This window comes from Methanothermobacter sp. K4, assembly GCF_022014235.1.
Lineage (GTDB): Archaea > Methanobacteriota > Methanobacteria > Methanobacteriales > Methanothermobacteraceae > Methanothermobacter.
This window is the reverse complement of sequence record NZ_JAKLTD010000003.1, coordinates 23348-40427: the sequence shown is the minus strand read 5'-3', so window position 1 is coordinate 40427 and position 17080 is coordinate 23348. Positions and strand designations below refer to the sequence as shown.

29 protein-coding genes are annotated in these 17080 nt (G+C 49.4%); 2 read left to right on the top strand and 27 right to left on the bottom strand.

What is annotated here, in order from left to right; genetic code table 11:
• From L5462_RS06980 to L5462_RS06855, 26 genes are all read right to left on the bottom strand, one after another.
• Positions 1-441 (bottom strand): uL15m family ribosomal protein, encoded by a 441-nt coding sequence (locus L5462_RS06980; RefSeq protein ID WP_237780072.1) that lies wholly within the window; start codon positions 439-441, stop codon positions 1-3.
• A gap of 15 nt (positions 442-456) precedes the next feature.
• Positions 457-915, bottom strand: a complete 459-nt coding sequence (gene rpmD, locus L5462_RS06975; RefSeq protein WP_237780071.1) for a 50S ribosomal protein L30 — start codon at positions 913-915, stop codon at positions 457-459.
• A 12-nt stretch (positions 916-927) separates the two neighbouring features.
• A complete protein-coding gene (gene rpsE / locus L5462_RS06970) occupies positions 928-1572 on the bottom strand; it encodes a 30S ribosomal protein S5 (protein ID WP_013295332.1) in 645 nt (214 codons plus the stop codon).
• 2 nt (positions 1573-1574) lie between these two features.
• Entirely contained in the window at positions 1575-2153 is a 579-nt protein-coding gene (locus L5462_RS06965; RefSeq protein WP_013295331.1) for a 50S ribosomal protein L18, read from the bottom strand.
• A gap of 11 nt (positions 2154-2164) precedes the next feature.
• Entirely contained in the window at positions 2165-2611 is a 447-nt protein-coding gene (locus L5462_RS06960; protein ID WP_013295330.1) for a 50S ribosomal protein L19e, read from the bottom strand.
• Positions 2612-2719: 108 nt separating this feature from the next.
• Positions 2720-3046 (bottom strand): 50S ribosomal protein L32e, encoded by a 327-nt coding sequence (locus tag L5462_RS06955; protein ID WP_237780070.1) that lies wholly within the window; start codon positions 3044-3046, stop codon positions 2720-2722.
• Between the two features lie 13 nt (positions 3047-3059).
• Complete coding sequence (locus tag L5462_RS06950) at positions 3060-3593, bottom strand: 50S ribosomal protein L6 (RefSeq protein WP_237780069.1); 534 nt, start codon at positions 3591-3593, stop codon at positions 3060-3062.
• An 8-nt stretch (positions 3594-3601) separates the two neighbouring features.
• Positions 3602-3994, bottom strand: a complete 393-nt coding sequence (locus tag L5462_RS06945; protein WP_013295327.1) for a 30S ribosomal protein S8 — start codon at positions 3992-3994, stop codon at positions 3602-3604.
• Between the two features lie 14 nt (positions 3995-4008).
• The gene (locus tag L5462_RS06940) at positions 4009-4161 is read right to left on the bottom strand and encodes a 30S ribosomal protein S14 (protein WP_010875659.1); all 153 of its coding nucleotides are present in this window, start codon (positions 4159-4161) and stop codon (positions 4009-4011) included.
• A 2-nt stretch (positions 4162-4163) separates the two neighbouring features.
• A complete protein-coding gene (locus L5462_RS06935; protein ID WP_048174805.1) occupies positions 4164-4670 on the bottom strand; it encodes a 50S ribosomal protein L5 in 507 nt (168 codons plus the stop codon).
• On the bottom strand, positions 4671-5399 hold the full coding sequence (locus L5462_RS06930; protein ID WP_237780068.1) for a 30S ribosomal protein S4e: 729 nt from the start codon (positions 5397-5399) through the stop codon (positions 4671-4673).
• A gap of 2 nt (positions 5400-5401) precedes the next feature.
• A complete protein-coding gene (rplX, locus tag L5462_RS06925; protein ID WP_237780067.1) occupies positions 5402-5755 on the bottom strand; it encodes a 50S ribosomal protein L24 in 354 nt (117 codons plus the stop codon).
• A gap of 9 nt (positions 5756-5764) precedes the next feature.
• Complete coding sequence (locus L5462_RS06920) at positions 5765-6163, bottom strand: 50S ribosomal protein L14 (RefSeq protein WP_013295322.1); 399 nt, start codon at positions 6161-6163, stop codon at positions 5765-5767.
• A 1-nt stretch (position 6164) separates the two neighbouring features.
• Complete coding sequence (locus tag L5462_RS06915) at positions 6165-6485, bottom strand: 30S ribosomal protein S17 (protein WP_010875654.1); 321 nt, start codon at positions 6483-6485, stop codon at positions 6165-6167.
• 10 nt (positions 6486-6495) lie between these two features.
• Entirely contained in the window at positions 6496-6777 is a 282-nt protein-coding gene (gene rnp1, locus L5462_RS06910; RefSeq protein WP_237780066.1) for a ribonuclease P protein component 1, read from the bottom strand.
• Between the two features lie 9 nt (positions 6778-6786).
• The gene (gene yciH / locus L5462_RS06905) at positions 6787-7092 is read right to left on the bottom strand and encodes a stress response translation initiation inhibitor YciH (RefSeq protein WP_160323330.1); all 306 of its coding nucleotides are present in this window, start codon (positions 7090-7092) and stop codon (positions 6787-6789) included.
• A gap of 12 nt (positions 7093-7104) precedes the next feature.
• Entirely contained in the window at positions 7105-7299 is a 195-nt protein-coding gene (gene rpmC / locus L5462_RS06900; protein ID WP_013295320.1) for a 50S ribosomal protein L29, read from the bottom strand.
• Between the two features lie 46 nt (positions 7300-7345).
• Complete coding sequence (locus L5462_RS06895) at positions 7346-8155, bottom strand: 30S ribosomal protein S3 (RefSeq protein ID WP_237780065.1); 810 nt, start codon at positions 8153-8155, stop codon at positions 7346-7348.
• 3 nt (positions 8156-8158) lie between these two features.
• On the bottom strand, positions 8159-8620 hold the full coding sequence (gene rplV / locus L5462_RS06890; protein WP_237780064.1) for a 50S ribosomal protein L22: 462 nt from the start codon (positions 8618-8620) through the stop codon (positions 8159-8161).
• Positions 8621-8632: 12 nt separating this feature from the next.
• A complete protein-coding gene (rpsS, locus tag L5462_RS06885) occupies positions 8633-9043 on the bottom strand; it encodes a 30S ribosomal protein S19 (RefSeq protein WP_074358568.1) in 411 nt (136 codons plus the stop codon).
• A gap of 17 nt (positions 9044-9060) precedes the next feature.
• Positions 9061-9786, bottom strand: coding sequence for a 50S ribosomal protein L2 (locus L5462_RS06880; RefSeq protein WP_013295316.1), 726 nt, complete (start codon positions 9784-9786; stop codon positions 9061-9063).
• Positions 9787-9807: 21 nt separating this feature from the next.
• On the bottom strand, positions 9808-10068 hold the full coding sequence (locus L5462_RS06875) for a 50S ribosomal protein L23 (RefSeq protein ID WP_048060727.1): 261 nt from the start codon (positions 10066-10068) through the stop codon (positions 9808-9810).
• Between the two features lie 21 nt (positions 10069-10089).
• Positions 10090-10854 (bottom strand): 50S ribosomal protein L4, encoded by a 765-nt coding sequence (rpl4p, locus tag L5462_RS06870; protein WP_237780063.1) that lies wholly within the window; start codon positions 10852-10854, stop codon positions 10090-10092.
• 12 nt (positions 10855-10866) lie between these two features.
• On the bottom strand, positions 10867-11880 hold the full coding sequence (gene rpl3p, locus L5462_RS06865) for a 50S ribosomal protein L3 (RefSeq protein ID WP_237780062.1): 1014 nt from the start codon (positions 11878-11880) through the stop codon (positions 10867-10869).
• A 29-nt stretch (positions 11881-11909) separates the two neighbouring features.
• A complete protein-coding gene (locus tag L5462_RS06860; RefSeq protein ID WP_237780061.1) occupies positions 11910-12710 on the bottom strand; it encodes a putative RNA uridine N3 methyltransferase in 801 nt (266 codons plus the stop codon).
• A 303-nt stretch (positions 12711-13013) separates the two neighbouring features.
• Complete coding sequence (locus L5462_RS06855) at positions 13014-13646, bottom strand: METTL5 family protein (protein ID WP_237780060.1); 633 nt, start codon at positions 13644-13646, stop codon at positions 13014-13016.
• 83 nt (positions 13647-13729) lie between these two features.
• Here L5462_RS06855 and L5462_RS06850 point away from each other — a divergent pair, with 83 nt between their 5' ends.
• Together L5462_RS06850 and L5462_RS06845 are read left to right on the top strand one after the other, a co-directional pair.
• Entirely contained in the window at positions 13730-15205 is a 1476-nt protein-coding gene (locus L5462_RS06850) for an acetyl-CoA carboxylase biotin carboxylase subunit (RefSeq protein ID WP_237780059.1), read from the top strand.
• A gap of 4 nt (positions 15206-15209) precedes the next feature.
• Positions 15210-15995 (top strand): biotin--[acetyl-CoA-carboxylase] ligase, encoded by a 786-nt coding sequence (locus L5462_RS06845; RefSeq protein WP_237780058.1) that lies wholly within the window; start codon positions 15210-15212, stop codon positions 15993-15995.
• A 50-nt stretch (positions 15996-16045) separates the two neighbouring features.
• Here the strand turns inward: L5462_RS06845 and rtcA are convergent, their stop codons facing one another.
• Complete coding sequence (gene rtcA, locus L5462_RS06840) at positions 16046-17050, bottom strand: RNA 3'-terminal phosphate cyclase (RefSeq protein ID WP_370637047.1); 1005 nt, start codon at positions 17048-17050, stop codon at positions 16046-16048.
• Between the last annotated feature and the right edge of the window lie 30 nt (positions 17051-17080).

Sequence of the window (17080 nt, the reverse complement as noted above, 5' to 3'; positions counted from 1 at the left end):
TTACTCTATCACTTCAGCCTTTCCTCCGGCCTCGGTGATCTTCTCAACGGCGCTCTCAGAGAACTCGATGGCCTTAATGTGGACGGGTCGTGTGATCCTTCCGCTTCCAAGGACCTTTTCGAAGCCAAGGTCCCTTACATCCAGAACCACCATTCCGTCCTCTTCAGATGCGATTCCCTTCTCAAGGAGGTCAGGAATCCTTTCGTCGATGTAGGCAAGGTTAACTGTTTCCAGCCTCTTTATGAGTTTCTGGGGCCTTTTGAAACCGTACTTTCCAAAGTGTTTTGGGTCGTACTTGACGATCCATGTCCAGTGGTGTTTGTGTCCACCGGCCTGTCCTCTACCTCCACGGTGACCTGCTCCCCTTCTCTTCTTGGAGCATCCCCCACCTACGGTGCGTGAGCCCCTCATCCTTGTGATCTTTCGTCTTTTCCGGATCATGAGTAATTCCTCCGCTTAGATCATCCTCTTCAAGAGGTCATTTATCTTCTCGCCACGGTATCCAAGGCTTCCGCCCTCATTGAAGGCCTTTTTTATGGCCTCATATCCCTTTCTTGGGGGGTGTAACCTGAACACAGGTTTTATTCCTGCATCCTCAAGTTTAACCTCACCCCTGAAGACAGCCCCTGCAAATTCCTCCACTGAATCATACTCTGTGTTTTCCTTTATGTATTCATCGGTTAACCTTTCCCCTCCGATGATTCTTGCCCTCTTGGCTATCATGGCTGTCAGGGTTTCCTGGTCAATTTCACCCCAGGTTATGTAGTCCTTGGCCTTCTGGAGCATGCCAAGGTAGCTGGGTGTGTCCTCAACCAGTACTGCGTGGTTTATCCTGTTGAGTCTTAACATCTCCATGGTGTCAGCTATGTCCCTTCGGACACCCGCTGATCCCCTTACCCTTACTACTGCGAACATCTGGAATCACCTTCAGGTACTGCAAACACCCAGGTTTTTAAGGTCCTTTTCGCTTGCCTTTACCTTGCTAAGCTGTTTGAGGGCATCGAAGGTTGCCCTGGCAAAGTTGACTGTGGTCTGTGTCTGTCCACGTGTATGTGACCAGACATCATCTATACCTGCAAGCCTCATTATGGTCTTGCCAACATCACCTATTGCAAGTCCAACACCACCCGGTGCTGGTATGAGGGTTACGCGGACACTTCCACTCTTACCTGAGACCTTGAAGGGTACGGTGTGTTCCCTTCCACAGACACATCCCCAGTCACCGCAGCCTCTTCTGACCTTTATAAGGTTGAATTTCGCATCGTCAACTGCCTTCCTGATTGCAGGTCCAACCTCTCTGGCCTTGCCCTGTCCGAGTCCAACGTATCCGTCCTTGTTTCCCACTGCAACTATGACCCTGAAGTTGACCTTCCTTCCTGATTTGTGCATCCTCTGGACAAGGTTAACGTCAATGACCTCCTCCTCGAGGTCAGGAAGCAGTGCATCGATTATCTCAAGTTCCATTATTGGGTGTCCCTCTTCAAAGATCTCATCGATACTTGTTATGACACCCTCCTTCACAAGGCGTCCAAGGTTGGTCCTTGGCTCCCATTCCTCCATGTTGAAGTTCATAATCATACCTCTTCATCTATCCTGTTTTTTATTTCTTCAAAGTGTTCAGGCAGGTCCTCAGGGGAAAGACCCCTCTCAAGGTACCTTGAAAACCTCTTCTTGCGTTCTTCCTCGTCAAGGGATTCTGCATATTCCTTTATGTGTTCGCCCCTTATCCTTGATTCGTCTGGAAGTACTGATTCACCGTGTGGTACTTTGAGCCCTGCGTCAACAGCCCCTTTAAGTGCTGCGAATACCTTTGAACCCCTTATGGCAGGTCTGAGTCCTATGTCAAGGACAGCTTCCTCTATACCTGCCTTCAGAGCCCTTTTACCACAGAGGTATCCTGTCAGGTATGCTGCTGCTGTATTGCTTGTGCCTCCAAGCCATCCCATTTTCTGGAGCTGCTTTGAGTGGGCTGAGACCAGTGTTTCGTCCCCATCCATTCCCACGTTGATTATCTGTGCAATAACATGATATGTGGTTATTCTGACAACAAGCCTGGATTTGCCTGTTTCCACCATCTTATAGCGGGCCCGGTAATCAGTTTTACCTTCCCTTCGTCTTCTAAATGCCATCTTGTATCTTGGTCCATGTGCCAATCAGATCCCTCCTACCTGAGCATGTCGTGGTCCCGGGCATAGGTTTTCATGTAAGATTTGCTCTTGAAGGCTCCGCCCTTTGCCATCTTGTAGAGTTTACGATAGGTGCTCTTGTTTATTTCCCGGTTGTCCCTCATCTCCCTGAGGTCCTTCCTCAGAGCCCTTATCGTGGTCATCCATTCCTCTTTCCTTGGTTTTCTGGCGCCCTTAGCACCTTTTATGCTTCCAGGTCCTCTTCTTCTTCCCTTCTTTTTCTGCTGGGCTATCTTTTTTGACCTGTAACTGCTTATGCCCTTTTTTGGTTTAGCCTTTATTGCGCCGTCCTTTATTAGCTGCTTTACACCGTCCCTGGTTATTGCCCTTGAAACCTCGTCAATCCTCTCAGGGTCAATCCATATCCTGTTAACCCCTACTTTCAGTATGTCTGCAGCTAATCTTTTCTGAGTAGTAAGATTCATTCAAGAAACCTCCTTGTGTTCAGCAATTTGCTGATAGACCCGAAAATTCGGGCATCCCCTTAAAGTGTTTTCCCTGGACTGGAAAATAAGACCCCTTCCAGCCCCATATTATGGATTCAGAACTTTTATGCCAAGTTCCCTTGCCTTTTCAAGCATGAGTGTCTTCTTCCTGGCCCCCACAGTTGATGCTATCCTTGCAGCCTGTTTTTCAGGGTCCAGATCCTCAAGTTCCCTCATGCTGGAAACAAGGATGTCCTCATATCCTGATGGGTGGAGACCCCTCTGGTCCCTTGGCTTCCTGTAGCCAATTGCAGGCATTGCAGGTTTGCCCTTTTCATATCTTCTCATTTTACTTGTTTTACCCCTGGGCCTCCTCCATTTTTCCCCCAGTTTTTTGTATCGGGCGTATTCCTGTCGTTTAAATTTTTTCCTCATCGAATCACCATCCCTACTCCTTGCTCACAAGGTATATGCCGTCCTGGAAAACCCTTGGGTCCCTTCCCTTAATCCTGGTGGCCTGTTCAAGGTTTGCCATTGTCTGTCCCACGTGTTCCTTGTTGATACCTGTTACTTCAACCTCGTCGCCCTTGACCTGGACCTTTGTATCTCCCACTATCTTTGCGGTCCTTGGGTGGCGTTCCCCGAGGAAGTTCTCTATTAGAACCTTATCCCCTGCCACCTTCACACTCATTGGAAAGTGGGCGTATACTATCTTCATGCGGTAGGTGAAGCCCTCGGTGACGCCCCTTATCATGTTGTTTATATGGGCTTTAACTGTCCCTATCATTGCCTTGTCCTTTTTCTTTGGGAATTTAACCTCAAGGACCACCTTATCGTCTTCAACGGCCATTGATATCTCTGAGTGGTTAAATTTTCGGGAGAGTTCACCCTTTGGACCCTTAACCTTAACTTCACCATCGATGGTGACGTTAACATCGTCAGGGATGGGTATTTCTTCCCGGATCATAGCTGCTAGAACCATGTTATCACCTAGTAGACGTAAGCCAGCAGTCTACCGCCGATACCCCTGTCCTTGGCCTCTTTATGGGTCATTATTCCCTCAGGGGTTGATACGATTATTATCCCGAAGTTCTTAGCTGGCAGATATCTTTTCTCAAATTTTTCGAATTCGTCCTTCTTAACAGCGTGTCTGGGTTTTATAACCCCACACTGGTTTATGTTTCCCTCAAGTTCAACGATGAATTTTCCGGCCCTGCCGTCGTCAACGTATTCGAATTCCCCGATGTAGCCTTCCTTCTGCATTGTTCTCAGCACGCGCCCTATGAGCTTTGATGCAGGGGTTATCCTGCACTTGACATTACCCCTTATCTCATTGTTTCTTATGTTGGTCAGGGCGTTTGCGAGAGGATCCATAAGAGTCACAGTAAACACCTCTTTCAGTTGTACTTTTTAAACCCGATTTTAGGTGCGAGTTCCCTGAAGCACTGCCTGCAGAGCATTAATCCATATCTTCTGACCAGGGCAGAGTGATCCCCGCATCTTGAGCATTTCCTTGATGCCTTTCCATATTTCCTTGGCAAAACAATCACCTTCAGACTATTTTAACCTGGAATTCTTCCTTCATGAAGTCAATTGCCTCTTCACGGCTGACCCTGTGCTTTTCAGGAACCTTTTTACGCTGTATCCTTCGTCTGCTTATCCTGTGACCTGGCTTCTCAAAGGTTACAGAAAGGTTCATACCGAATATCCCTATCTCAGGGTCGTACTTCATTCCAGGTATGTCGATGTGTTCCTCGATACCCATTGAAACATTACCGTACTCATCAAACTGGCTGGCCTTCAACCTGTTCCCTATTCCCTCAAGGAACATTCTGAGTACCTTCTCGGCCCTTTCACCGCGAAGGGTGACCTTGCATGCGATGGGCTGCTTCTTCCTTATACCGAACTCAGGGTTTGTGACCTTTGAGTGGGTCCTCACAGGCTTCTGGCCTGTCATCTCCTCAAGAAGCCTTTCAGCCCTTGCAAGCCTTTCACCCCCTTCGCCGACACCTATGTTAAGGGTGACCTTGAATATCCTTACCTCCTCCATGGGGTTCATCTATTTACCTCCTGGAAGTGAGATCACTGACTCGTCCTTTCCAATGACAAACACGTAATCCTTGAGTGTGAGGAATGTCTTCCCTGCTTCGGTCTCAATGACCGCTGTGTTTGGCATTGATGACCTTGTTATGTTTATCTTCTTGATTCTTCCAATTTCACCTGTGTGGCGGCCCCCTGTTACAAGACCAAGGCTGTCCTTCTCAAAGGGTATCCTCTCAAGGATTTCCTGTTCAGGCACCGCCAGCTTCACAACATCCCCCACGCGGAACTCATCCTCTGAGAGGTAGTTGCGACCGTCGTGGAGGTTGAGCTGGGTTTTCCCGCCCCTGATGGTTGTCTTGTTAACTATCTTGCAGAGCTTGAAGCCCGCGTTCTCCTCACCAATGGGGTGTAGGACCAGCCTTCCCCTTTCATCAGGAAGAACCCTGTAGACCTCACCTGTGCGGGGTATGCTCACAACATCCATGAACCCAACAGGGAATTTGTAGTTCTTCCTTGGCCTTCCGTCCACCAGGACCTCACCGCTGTTTATGATCTTCCTGGCTTCCCTTGCATTGTCTGCAACCCCAAGGATGTCCCTCACAATGATCATCAGCGGCAATGATGCCTCAATTGCATGGGGACCTGGGGATGGCTTCACGGTCCATTTGTATTCCTTGGGATGAATGGGCCAGTGACTTGGTGATCTGAAACGTTTAAGGTGCTTTCTTGATGCCATTATCGCCATTTTTATCCCTTCCGTTCTAATATTTTCATTCTCTTCTCATCGTCAAGGTTGAGGTCAATTATTCTGAGGTTTGATGGGTGTATCGGGAAGTAAACTGAGGTCCCGTCCACCTTCTGTATTGTGGCGCCCTCAACGTAGACCCTGTACCTCTTGAGGTCCACCTTCTCAACCTTACCCTCGTGTCCCTTGAAGTCACCACGGAGAACCTCAACCTTATCTCCCTTCCTCACTGGCAGGGACCTTCTACCGTACTCCTCCCTGAGTTCCCTGCTTAGAGATGCGCTCATCATTTTGCGACGAGCGTGTAATGGTGCTTCATAAATGTATTTCCTCTGCTTTCTGGGTTGTTTTGACATTCTATCACCCTATACTATTATGCTGGCTGCACTTCCCACACTGGGCCATCTGTCAGCTGCTTCCTTTGCAACAGGACCCCTTATCTCTGAACCCTTGAGGACTCCCTCTGGGCTCACTATAACTGCAGCGTTATCCTCGAATTTCACCCTCAATCCGTCAGGTCTTCTGTATTCCTTTTTCTGTCTCACAACAACAGCGTTGAGGACTTCCCTCCTCATGTCCACTGTTCCCTTCTTCACAGAGACCACCACCATGTCGCCAACACCGGCTGCTGCGAGTCTCCTGCGGACACCCTTGTATCCCCTGACAGAGATTATCTCAACTTCCCTTGCGCCTGTGTTGTCAACACACTGGAGTCTGGCCCCTACCGGTAAAGCCCTTGTAACCTTGGATGCTATTGCCTTCATCTTACTCTTCCCCCTTCACCTCGACCACTACAAAGTTCTTAGTCTTGCTGAGGGGTCTGCATTCAGCAATTTTCACTGTGTCCCCTACCCTGACATCTATGCAGTCAGGTTTGTGAGCCTTTATCTTGGATTTTCTCTTTTCGTATCTCTCATATTTGCGTATAAATTTGTAGAAACTCCTTTCAACGGTTACTGTCCTTTCTGCCTTATCACTGACGACAGTTCCTTCCAGTATCTGACCCCTCAATGGGAGGTCCCCGTGGAAAGGACAGTTAGGATCACTACATTTAGATTTAGGTTCTGGAACATCAATGCCGACCATTCTATCACCACTATGGTTTTCTAAATTTCTTCTTTATTCTCTCCTCAGGACGAGCTACCAGAGCTCCACCATCAATCTCAACCACTTCACCCTCTGGTGTTCTGAAATGGAAGACGGCTATTCCCTTTGGAACCGTTATCTCCCTGCCATCCTCCAGTTCAATTTTAAGGGTGTTCCTGGTTTCATCCATGACTCTTCCCGATATTCCCTGAATGTCCCTGTGAACACTCCTGGCTATTCTCACAGAAAGGCCAATAAGCTCATGTCTGAAAATGTTACGGGGGGTTATCAATACAAACCCCTACCTTATCTCTATCGTGTCTGATGAAAAGCCCATATCCGCTAGAACTTCCTTGACCCTCTTCTTATGGTCCCCCTGAAGTTCTATCTGGCCTTTCTTGGCAGTACCTCCACAGGCACATCTTGCCTTCAGTATCTTTGTGAGCTCCTTTATGTCTATATCGTGTTCATCGATGCCCTCTATGATGGTCATCACTTTACCGAATCTTCGCCTCACTGTGTATACCTTTAATGTCTGAACTTCGCGTGCTATTTCCTCACAGACGCAAAGTTCCTCCGGAAGACCGCAAACATCGCAGATTTTCATTTATTTCTCCTTCTATTTTTCATTCATGATGGTGAGAACACGGGCTATTGTTCTTCGGATTTCCCTCATCTTGCCAGGGTTTTCATGGATCCCGGCAGCAGCGCTCTTGGAAATGTATCTGGCGTATTCTGCCTTGAGTTCATCCAGCTTTTTCTGGAGTTCCTCCCTATCCATTTCCCTTATCTCTTCGCTCCTAAGTATCGCCATTTCAATCCCTTTCTATTATTCACTGATATGAATCTGTCCATATATATTACTTTTCAGATTCTTCACCATCTGTGTCCTCTTTCCCTGTTTCTTCCACTAATTCAAGGTCTTCCTCGAGATCCTCGACCTCTTCAAGATCCTCAATCTCCTCGAGATCCTCTATCTCTTCGAGATCCTCGATCTCCTCTATCTCCTCGAGATCCTCGATCTCCTCAACGGCTTCAACCTGTTCTGCAGGTTCTTCTGAGGGAGTTTCAGTTATTTTAGGAGCCTCTATTTCAACCTTGTCTGGAAGTACAACCTCAGGAGGCATTATGCGGACGTATACCCCTAGAACACCTGGTTTCAGCTGCACTGTTGCGAATCCTTCCTTAACGTGTTTGGTTGAGGGTTCGCCGCACTTCTTTATGTAGCCGTCTGTGAATTTGGCTGTGGCTGAACGGGCACCCCTTATCTTACCTGAAATGGTAACCTCAACACCCTGGGCACCTGCAGCCATGATCCTCCTCATTGTGGTGTATGCAACCCTCCTGAAGTGCATGCCCCTCTGCAGCATGGCAGCTATCTTGTGGGCCATTATGCGGGGGTTGAGTTCAGGCACATCAACCTCCTTGACCTCAACCCGGGGGTTTTCAAGGTTGAACTTGCTTTTGAGTTTCTGGGTAATGGCCCTCACCGTCTTACCGCCACGTCCAATTACCATACCCGGCCTTTCAGCGTAGACGACAACCATGGTACCCATAGGGGTGACCTGAACATCCATGCCACCGTAGCCTGCCCTTTCAAGTTCCTTTTCAAGGTATTCGTCTATCCTTGTCCTTCTGAGCCCTTCAACGACAAAATCTTTCTCTATCAAAATCTATGCCTCCCCCAGAACTATCTGAACGTGTGTTGTTGGTGTGTTGAATGGTGTAGCCCTTCCAAAGGCCCTTGGAATCCAGCCCCTTATAACTGGCCCGCGGTGGCTGGATATGTGGACTATCCTGAGTTTCTCGGTGTCGAGTCCCTTGTACTCTGCATTGGCCTCGGCATTTTCAAGGACCTTCAGTATCTGACCTGCTGCCTTAACAGGGTACCGGCCGCTGGCCCATCCGCTGAGGCCCCTCCTGTGGCCGACCTTCCGGTTGTATCTCTTGAATGCCACCGGCCTCTCCATCCTGATAACCTCTTCAAGGTATCTCTTGGCCTTCTCGAGTTCCATTCCCTGGATCTCCCTGCATATCTCCATAGCGTGCTTTGGTGAAATCTTGAGGTGAGTCGCTGAAGCCCTGGCTGTTCTTGACCTGTCTTCCTCTTTATAAGCGTATTTAACCTTAGCCATTGTCTAGTCTCCTTATTTAAGAGGCACGAACATTGAGGATCTTGTAGCTCCCATACCGGGATCTCCGTGCTCAACCTTCTTCCTTGTAGGTGCAAATTCACCGAAGTAGCAGCCGATCATTTCTGGCTGGATTGTGACCTCCACAAATTCGTTTCCATTGTGGATGCCGAAGGTCATCCCAACCATCTCAGGCAACACTATCATGTCCCTGCAGTGTGTCCTGATGACCGGTGGTCTTCCCTCAGTCTTTCCCTCTTTTTTTATCTTCCTTATCTTCTCAAGTACCTTCTTCTGCCTTGGTAGGAATCCCCTCTTGAGGGATCTTCTCTGCCTTGATGGGAACAACTTGATTACATCGTCAAGTGGCATCTCCTGCAGTTCTTCCAAGGTGTAGCCGCGATACCTAAATTCTTTACGTGCCAATAGGTCACCTCCTTCTTTTATCTCCTTTTCCCTGTTCTTCTGGCAGCTATTGAACCAACCTTCCTTCCTGGAGGAGCATGCCTTGAGACAGTTGTTGGCCTACCTGGGTGCTGTCTGTTTCCACCACCATGTGGGTGGTCGACTGCGTTCATGGCAACACCCCTGACTGTAACTGACTTCTTACCCTTGGCCCTGAGGGCATGGTACTTCTTACCTGCCTTGAGGAATGGTTTCTCCCTTCTTCCTCCTCCAGCAACGACACCGACGGTTGCCCGGCACTGTGGGTTGAGTGCCTTGAGTTCACCTGATGGGAGTTCAATAACCGCCTTGTCAGCATCATGGGTGATTAGAGAAGCGTAGGTACCGGAGGACCTCACCAGTTTGCCTCCGTCTCCAGGTCTGTTTTCAATGTTGTATATGGGTGTCCCCTCTGGAATTTCACTGAGTGGAAGTGAGTTTCCAGGTTTGACCTTTGCCTTTGCCCCGCACTCAATCTCTTCATCAAGCATTAAAGCCTCAGGTGCGAGGATGAGGTTCTTCTCACCGTTTTCAAATTTCACAAGGGCCACGGGGGCTGTCCTTCCAGGGTCATGCATTATGTCAACGACCTTTCCCCTGAGACATCCATCGCTTTCAAGGGAGTCGTATGCACGGTATTTTATTTTGCCCTTGAAGCGGTGGGATGCGCTTCTGTAAGTGGGAGTTCCCCTTCCTCTCCTCTGTGATATTAACCTTTTTCCCATCTGAATATCCTCCTCATTATTTTAGAATACTCCCAGTTTAACAGCTATATCCTCTGCACTGTGTTCCTTTGCCAGTTTTATGTAGGCAATCTTCTGGCCCCTTGGGGTTACCTGTGTGTTAACCCTCTCCACCTTAACTGCGAAGAGTTCCTCGAATGCCCTTCTAACATCCTTTTTTGTGCTTTTTCTCATAACCACAAATGCCAGCTCGTTGTTCTGATCTATAAGGTTCATGCTCTTTTCTGTGACATGTGGTTTCATGATAACAGCATATGGATCCATAATTACACCGTCACCTAATTTTTACTGAAAGAGTCCCTCAAGTTTTTCTATTGCTGATCTTGTAAAGACAGTCAGTCTTCCAGGGTGGGTTCCAGGTGCCAGGAGCTCCGCGTTGAGGTTTTCGACTGTAACAACGTCCACACCAGGGTGGTTTCTTGCGCCCAGTGTGATGCCCTTATCCTCACCCACGACTATGAGTGGGCCTCTGGGAGTCCTGTACTTCCTTCCCCTCATCTTTCCCTTCCCAGCTCTTATCTTTTTACCTTCCTTTGCCCTCACGATGTCGTCCATGATTCCGAGTTTCCTGAAGACTTCCCTTGTATCCGCTGTCCTTTTGATTCTGGAGAGTTCATCGTCAACCACCAGGGGCACCTGGGGCACATTCTCTATCCTGTGACCCCTTGACTCCACAAGGTCCCTTCTGGCTGTTGCTGCAACAGCTGACCTTATTGCGAGTCTCCTTTCCTTTCTGTTTATCCTCTCATGGTAGTTCTTCTGTGGCCTCGGTGGGTGGGCCCTTCTACCGCCAACTGCCTGGGGGACAAATGCTGCCCTTGAACCATTCTTTATGCGTGGAACCATTGCAACACCGCGCCCGGCACCATAGGACTTGGCAGATGTCCTTTTACCCGCCATCGGGTCGGGACCCCATGGCTGTACCCTCGCGGTCTGTGCTGATAGAACAGCCCTCTTTATCACATCGGGCCTGAACTCCTCATTGAAAATTTCAGGAAGTTCCATTTCATCTATGGCTTCACCTTCTAGGGAATAAACCTTGATCTTCATTTTGAACCACTCTTATACTCCTTGTTTTGATGCTGTGCTGATGTAGTTTATCTGGGGTGCCTCTTCCTGCTTACCTGCAGCCCTTATGGCCTTCCTGAGCACCACAAGCCTCTTTGTTGGGCCGGGAACTGAGCCCTTAACCATTACATAATCGTTCCTTACAAGACCATACCTTACAAAGCCGCCGCTGGGGTTTACCTGGTCTGCCTCGCTGGCGTCACCGATCTTAAGTATCTGCTTGTTGTACTCGGTCCTCCTGTGGTAACCCATCTGCCCTGCCTGTGGGACTGTCCACATGGTCCTTGATGGTGTCCATGGACCCAGTGACCCTATGTGTCTCCCCTTACTGCTCCTTGCAGCCTTACCATACTGTATCCTTATGCCCCATCTCTTAACGGGACCCTGGAATCCCTTACCCTTAGTCACGGCTATGGCATCAACGAAGGCGCCCTCGGAGAATATCTCTGATGCCCTCACATCCTTGCCGAGGATCCCCAGTGCGTATTCGAATTTCTCCTCAGGGGTCTTGCCTCCGAGACCGCACTCAAAGACCTCTGGCTTCTTTTTGGGTACGCTTGCAAGTCTCGGGTTTGTGTGTACAATCACCCTGACATCTGCAACGTATTCCACATTTGACCTTATCCTTTCGATTGCAGCCTCCTGGTCATAGTCCTCTGCAGGTGGGGTGAGCTTCCTTCTGAGGTCCTCCTTTGTCTCGGTGGCCAGGACCTCTCCGAGGGTCTTAAGGCCCCTGCTTGTCTTTTCATAGGCCCTAACGGCCATCACTGTTAGGGGTGGGACCTCAAGTATTGTGACCGGAGTTGAAACCTCCATCCCCTCTGTAGGGGAATTTTTCTGGTTATCAACCATCATTACGTGGGTCATCCCTGCCTTGTAGCCTGCCAGGGCAAGCAGTCCAGGTTCATCCACCTGGGGCCATGACTTGACCCTGGGGGTTTCCCTTGCCGCCCTTTTTCTTGGACTGAATGCAACTGATCCTTTTCTTGGTTGATGATGTCTAGCCATTTAAGTTTACCTCCTTACATCATTCATATTCATTTTTCATCAATCTGAGTTAGCATGTTGAATACTGAGAGAGTAGCTAAAACAGCCTCTTCAGTCCTTACAGTTTCTGTACACTGTCCTGGAATGGTGTTAATCCACACATCCGCATCGATCTCTGGTAATCCCTTGTAAGGACCGCCAAACAGGATGGCCACCCTGGGGGCGCCCTCCACCTTTGACTTTACTTCATCCAGAATAGAAGTAATGGGCGAAGCATACCTTGATGTTGCCACCACAACATCGGCATCCACTGTTTTCAGGCTCTTTGAGAGGCCCTGTTCGGTGCTCAGAACCTCATATCCCCAGTATCTATCCTCTGGTTCATCTGGCTCTATCAGTATTTCCTTACCCAGCCGGATAACCCTGAAACTCATTACCCTATTTACAGTGAGTTTTTCCCTGCACAGTGCAAGTTTATCTGCGCCAATATCCACAAGAGTTCCTTTTTTTACCCTTTTGACTGTTAATCCCTGTCTGTATTCTCCAGCCACGGGTTTTCCAGTTGGGTGATGAGGAGTTCTCAGAGGTGGGAGTATACCCACATGTTTCAACTCCTTCATTATCGGGAAAACCTTCCTGCGAAGGTACTGGGGGGTATCCATGTAGTTCAGGATATCCCTGATAAATCCTGCCTCTCCGTCTGCATCATCGTGATAGATCACTATGCGGTTAACCCCGAATATCGCTGCAGCTCTTCCAATAAGACCCACCTTGTAGGTCTTTATTTTGAGATCCCCTGTCTCTGCCGTCAGCGAATCCGGGATAAATATGGACAAATCTACTCTATTCATTTATTAATCTTTGTCCTAATCTTTTATAAATATTTCCACAATGCAGACTGGGCAAGTAAAACCACAGACCACATCGTATATCCCGTTATACAATGTGAGCGGATCCACCGCAGATTGCAATAGGTACTAAAAATTGTACAGTAACCATATTTAAAGTTTCCGCTGGAGGTCCCACACGTGGCGCTGAAATAATCCCATGCTTAAACTTCAGAGGCAGATCCTCAACCAGCAGCCACATGGAAACAATCCCGCGCTTAAACCCCAGAGACAGAACATCAACCAGCAAACATATGAACTGACAGATCACCCAAAAACAACCCTCAGTATCACAACATCCACATTGGAGACCTCCATTCTGTGGAAACTGTAGGTGCGGCGTATCGGGAATTCAACAGGGAGTCTGTGGGTCACCCTCCCCCCCAGTCCCTCATAGTAGCGCCTCACAAAGTCCTCAGAACCCGCCATGTGGAATGAGTACACAACCCTCCCCATGGCTGATGCCGCCTCCATGAAAACCCTGTCGGCACCCCTCTCAGCCCTTTCCTGTGAACCAAAGGGGGGATTCTGGATTACAGTATCAACCCTCCCTGTGATCCCAAGCACATCCTCATGATCGCGGATATCGGCCTCAATGAACTGGATGTTTCCCAGACCCAGATCCCCTGCCACACCCTCTGCAACCTCAAGTGCCTCTCTATCCACATCCACACAGTAAACCATCTCTGCGCCAAGGATTGCCGCCCCAATACCCAGAGTGCCCGTACCGCATCCAAGGTCCGCGACGGTTCTTCCCTCAATATCCCCCATGGCCCTGGCTGCCCAGAGGACCTCCGCGGCAACAGGGGCCGGGGTGAGGTACTGTTCAAGACCCGGGTCAGGGTGGGGGTGGGGAGGGATGCGCTCAAGAAGCATCTCAAGGTGTCTCTTTCTCCTCATGTTACCATAACTGAAGGTGGTAGACTTAAAAAGAGTTATCTCAATATAATATATATGTGTTATAAATTTCAGGGTGCAGTCAGATGTTCAGCAAAATCCTCGTTGCAAACCGTGGTGAAATAGCAATAAGAGTTATGCGCGCATGCAGGGAGCTCGGGATAAAAAGCGTGGCTGTTTACTCCGAAGCAGATAAGAATGCGCTCTTTACAAGGTACGCCGATGAGGCATACGAAATAGGTAAACCATCCCCATCCCAGAGCTACCTGAGAATAGACAGGATAATTGATGTGGCCGAGGAAAGCGGTGCAGAGGCCATCCATCCAGGTTACGGTTTCCTGGCAGAGAACCCTGGCCTTGGGGAGGAGTGTGAGAAACACGGGATCAAACTGATAGGTCCCAAAAGTTCCGTCATAGAGGCCATGGGTGATAAGATAACATCAAAGAAGCTCATGAAGAAGGCGGGGGTCCCTGTCATCCCTGGAACCGATAAGGGCGTGAGTGACCCGGACGAAGCCGCTGAGATAGCTGATTCAATAGGCTACCCGGTCATCATAAAGGCATCGGCTGGTGGCGGTGGAATAGGCATGAGAACCGTCTACGAGGAGGACGAACTCATCAGGGCCATGGAATCCACCCAGTCTGTTGCGGCATCAGCATTCGGCGATCCAACCGTGTATATAGAGAAGTACCTTGAAAAACCCCGCCACATTGAATTTCAGGTCATGGCCGATGAACATGGAAACGTCATCCACCTTGCAGACAGGGAGTGTTCAATACAGAGGCGGCATCAGAAACTGGTGGAGGAGGCGCCATCACCCATCATGACCCCTGAACTGAGGGAAAGAATGGGTTCAGCCGCAGTTAAGGCCGCCGAATATATAGGTTATGAGAATGCAGGTACAGTTGAGTTCCTGTATTCAAACGGGGACTTCTACTTCCTTGAGATGAACACCAGGATACAGGTTGAGCACCCAATAACCGAGGTGATCACCGGCGTGGACCTTGTCAAGGAACAGATAAGGGTCGCCTCAGGGGAGGAACTCTCATGCAGACAGGAGGACATAACAATAAGGGGCCATGCAATTGAGTGCAGGATCAACGCAGAGGACCCCCTATCAGATTTCGCCCCGAACCCCGGTAAGATCACAGGTTACAGGTCCCCCGGTGGAATAGGGGTCAGGGTTGACAGTGGGGTTTACATGAACTATGAGATACCACCATTCTACGACTCCATGATATCCAAACTCATAGTATGGGGAATGGACCGTCAGGAGGCAATAAACAGGATGCGGCGTGCCCTCAGTGAGTACATCATACTGGGCGTCAGAACCACCATCCCATTCCACAAGGCAATAATGAAAAATGAGGCATTCCAGAGGGGGGAACTTCACACGCACTTCGTGGATGAATACAGGAGGGGTATAGACGCCGAGATGCAGAAGATTGTCAAAGAGGACCAGGAGATGGTTGAACGCCTCCACTCAACATTTCTCCCATCAAAGAAGGTTGCAGCAATATCTGCAGCCATAGGGGCATACATGCACTCAAGAAGGGGGTGATGGTATGGAAGATTACTATGATCCATGTGATGTTGAGGTAAAAACCAGGTACATTGGGCATGAAGTAAAATGCTTCGATGAGGTGGACTCCACCAACAACGTGGCCAAGCGGATGGCAGAGGATGGAGCCCCAGAGGGTACAGTTGTAATTGCAAGGACCCAGTCCCGTGGAAGGGGTAGGCGGGGTAAACCCTGGATATCACCCCAGGGCGGGATATGGATGTCCATCATACTCAGACCAGAGGTTCACCCATCAACGGCCCCCCTCCTAACACTGGTAACCGGTGTTGCAGTTGCCAGGACACTGAAGGAGGAATGTGGTCTGGACGTGGGAATAAAGTGGCCCAATGATATACTCATTGGAGATAAGAAGGTATGTGGAATACTCACAGAGGCCCATGCAAGGTTCAACACCCTTGAATACGTGGTTGTCGGTGTGGGAATCGATACCAACGTGGACATCAGCCACTTCCCGGAGGACCTCAGGGAAGGGGCAACCTCCATTAAGAATGAACTCCAGAGGGACATAAAATCCAGTGAACTGATATCAAGGTTCCTTAAAAACTTTGAGGAGGTCTATGATTCCTTCAAGGAGGGCAGAATGGATGAAATTCTAAGAGAATGGAGGAAGATGTCAAAGACAATCGGCAGACGTGTTGAAATAAGGAAACAGCTTGGTGAAATCGTCCATGGTGAGGCCATCGGCATCAACAGCGAGGGTGCCCTCATACTGGAACTGGACGATGGAACGCTCCGCAAAATAATATCCGGTGAGTGCATACACCTCTGACAGTGGTGGCCCTCCAGGTGCCACCTTTAAACTGATTTTTTGAATACCCATCAGAGGGCCTCGATTATGGCTGGCCCCCCGCGTTCACCATCAACCCTGAATTTCCTTCCGGTTATCTTTTCTGCAAGCATCATATTGGTCTCCGCGTGCAGTGTGAGTTCACAGGTGGCCACCTTTGAATTTCCTGCGATTGCCATGTAGGGGATGATCTGATCGCCCATGTACCTGTCAAGGGGTCTACCAGACTCTATGAAACCCAGAAGTTCCTCTGCAGCCTCTGCCCCAACCAGTTCTGCCCTCTTTCCTGGTTTTCCCAGTGCAGTGGCACCGAGCCTCGTGTTACCCTCAGCCCAGAGTGTTATGCCCGAGCCCCTCCCCACTGAACCAGAGGCGTCCTCAACACGTATATCAACATCAAGACCTGTTCTATCAAGTATCCGCCTGGCTGATTCCGCCTGCCTCTCAGCAACATGTATCGGAAGGTTCCTGGAGTGGGAAACACCCCTTATACGGTGAATTTCAGCACTTTCAAGTACAAGGGGCTTGAGGGTGGATGGTTCCATGGTTGCATGAACCACACCCCCACCTTCGGGATAGTAGCCCCTCTCAATTAACTCAAGTTTTGCAGTGTAACCCATCATTTCGAGTACCGGGAGCGTCACCTCCCTGAGGTAGTCGGCTGTGGGGGCCCAGAGGACATCGGTGCCGCCCCTGACGGTTACATCCAGTTCACCCCTGGAGGCTATGGAGGCTATCATTATGGCCTGGAGGACAAGCCCTGTGCTCCCAGCGGTTTTTATGTCAAATTCAAATTTCCCGCCACCAACACGTCCTGGTGAAAATTCAAGCTCCATTGACCCGAGTTCATCACCACTGAGTCTACCATTGCTTATCTCTGCAATTGCCCTCACAGCAGTGAGGTGCTGATGTGACAGTCCCTTCCTGGGCCTGCGAGCCCTGATATTGTATATCCTTATCCTGCGCGATTCCAGGGCTGCAAGGGCCATGGAAACCCTTACAACGGCACCCCCACCCTCACCCTCTGATCCATCAATAACTATCAGCCTGACACCTCCATGATAAAC

What these genes read in the sequence shown, in the direction of transcription:
- L5462_RS06935 (WP_048174805.1), bottom strand. Translation starts at nt 4,670, where the DNA reads ATGAACCCCATGGAGGAGGTAAGGATATTCAAGGTCACCCTTAACATA.
- rplX (WP_237780067.1), bottom strand. Translation starts at nt 5,755, where the DNA reads ATGTCAAAACAACCCAGAAAGCAGAGGAAATACATTTATGAAGCACCA.
- rpl3p (WP_237780062.1), bottom strand. Translation starts at nt 11,880, where the DNA reads ATGGCTAGACATCATCAACCAAGAAAAGGATCAGTTGCATTCAGTCCA.
- L5462_RS06855 (WP_237780060.1), bottom strand. Translation starts at nt 13,646, where the DNA reads ATGAGGAGAAAGAGACACCTTGAGATGCTTCTTGAGCGCATCCCTCCC.
- L5462_RS06875 (WP_048060727.1), bottom strand. Translation starts at nt 10,068, where the DNA reads ATGGATCCATATGCTGTTATCATGAAACCACATGTCACAGAAAAGAGC.
- rplV (WP_237780064.1), bottom strand. Translation starts at nt 8,620, where the DNA reads ATGGCTAAGGTTAAATACGCTTATAAAGAGGAAGACAGGTCAAGAACA.
- L5462_RS06915 (WP_010875654.1), bottom strand. Translation starts at nt 6,485, where the DNA reads ATGGTCGGCATTGATGTTCCAGAACCTAAATCTAAATGTAGTGATCCT.
- L5462_RS06980 (WP_237780072.1), bottom strand. Translation starts at nt 441, where the DNA reads ATGATCCGGAAAAGACGAAAGATCACAAGGATGAGGGGCTCACGCACC.
- L5462_RS06845 (WP_237780058.1), top strand. Translation starts at nt 15,210, where the DNA reads ATGGAAGATTACTATGATCCATGTGATGTTGAGGTAAAAACCAGGTAC.
- L5462_RS06930 (WP_237780068.1), bottom strand. Translation starts at nt 5,399, where the DNA reads ATGGCGATAATGGCATCAAGAAAGCACCTTAAACGTTTCAGATCACCA.
- rpmC (WP_013295320.1), bottom strand. Translation starts at nt 7,299, where the DNA reads ATGGCGATACTTAGGAGCGAAGAGATAAGGGAAATGGATAGGGAGGAA.
- L5462_RS06960 (WP_013295330.1), bottom strand. Translation starts at nt 2,611, where the DNA reads ATGAATCTTACTACTCAGAAAAGATTAGCTGCAGACATACTGAAAGTA.
- yciH (WP_160323330.1), bottom strand. Translation starts at nt 7,092, where the DNA reads ATGAAAATCTGCGATGTTTGCGGTCTTCCGGAGGAACTTTGCGTCTGT.
- rpmD (WP_237780071.1), bottom strand. Translation starts at nt 915, where the DNA reads ATGTTCGCAGTAGTAAGGGTAAGGGGATCAGCGGGTGTCCGAAGGGAC.
- L5462_RS06880 (WP_013295316.1), bottom strand. Translation starts at nt 9,786, where the DNA reads ATGGGAAAAAGGTTAATATCACAGAGGAGAGGAAGGGGAACTCCCACT.
- L5462_RS06920 (WP_013295322.1), bottom strand. Translation starts at nt 6,163, where the DNA reads ATGAAGGCAATAGCATCCAAGGTTACAAGGGCTTTACCGGTAGGGGCC.
- rpsE (WP_013295332.1), bottom strand. Translation starts at nt 1,572, where the DNA reads ATGAACTTCAACATGGAGGAATGGGAGCCAAGGACCAACCTTGGACGC.
- L5462_RS06950 (WP_237780069.1), bottom strand. Translation starts at nt 3,593, where the DNA reads ATGGTTCTAGCAGCTATGATCCGGGAAGAAATACCCATCCCTGACGAT.
- L5462_RS06955 (WP_237780070.1), bottom strand. Translation starts at nt 3,046, where the DNA reads ATGAGGAAAAAATTTAAACGACAGGAATACGCCCGATACAAAAAACTG.
- L5462_RS06850 (WP_237780059.1), top strand. Translation starts at nt 13,730, where the DNA reads ATGTTCAGCAAAATCCTCGTTGCAAACCGTGGTGAAATAGCAATAAGA.
- rpl4p (WP_237780063.1), bottom strand. Translation starts at nt 10,854, where the DNA reads ATGAAGATCAAGGTTTATTCCCTAGAAGGTGAAGCCATAGATGAAATG.
- L5462_RS06860 (WP_237780061.1), bottom strand. Translation starts at nt 12,710, where the DNA reads ATGAATAGAGTAGATTTGTCCATATTTATCCCGGATTCGCTGACGGCA.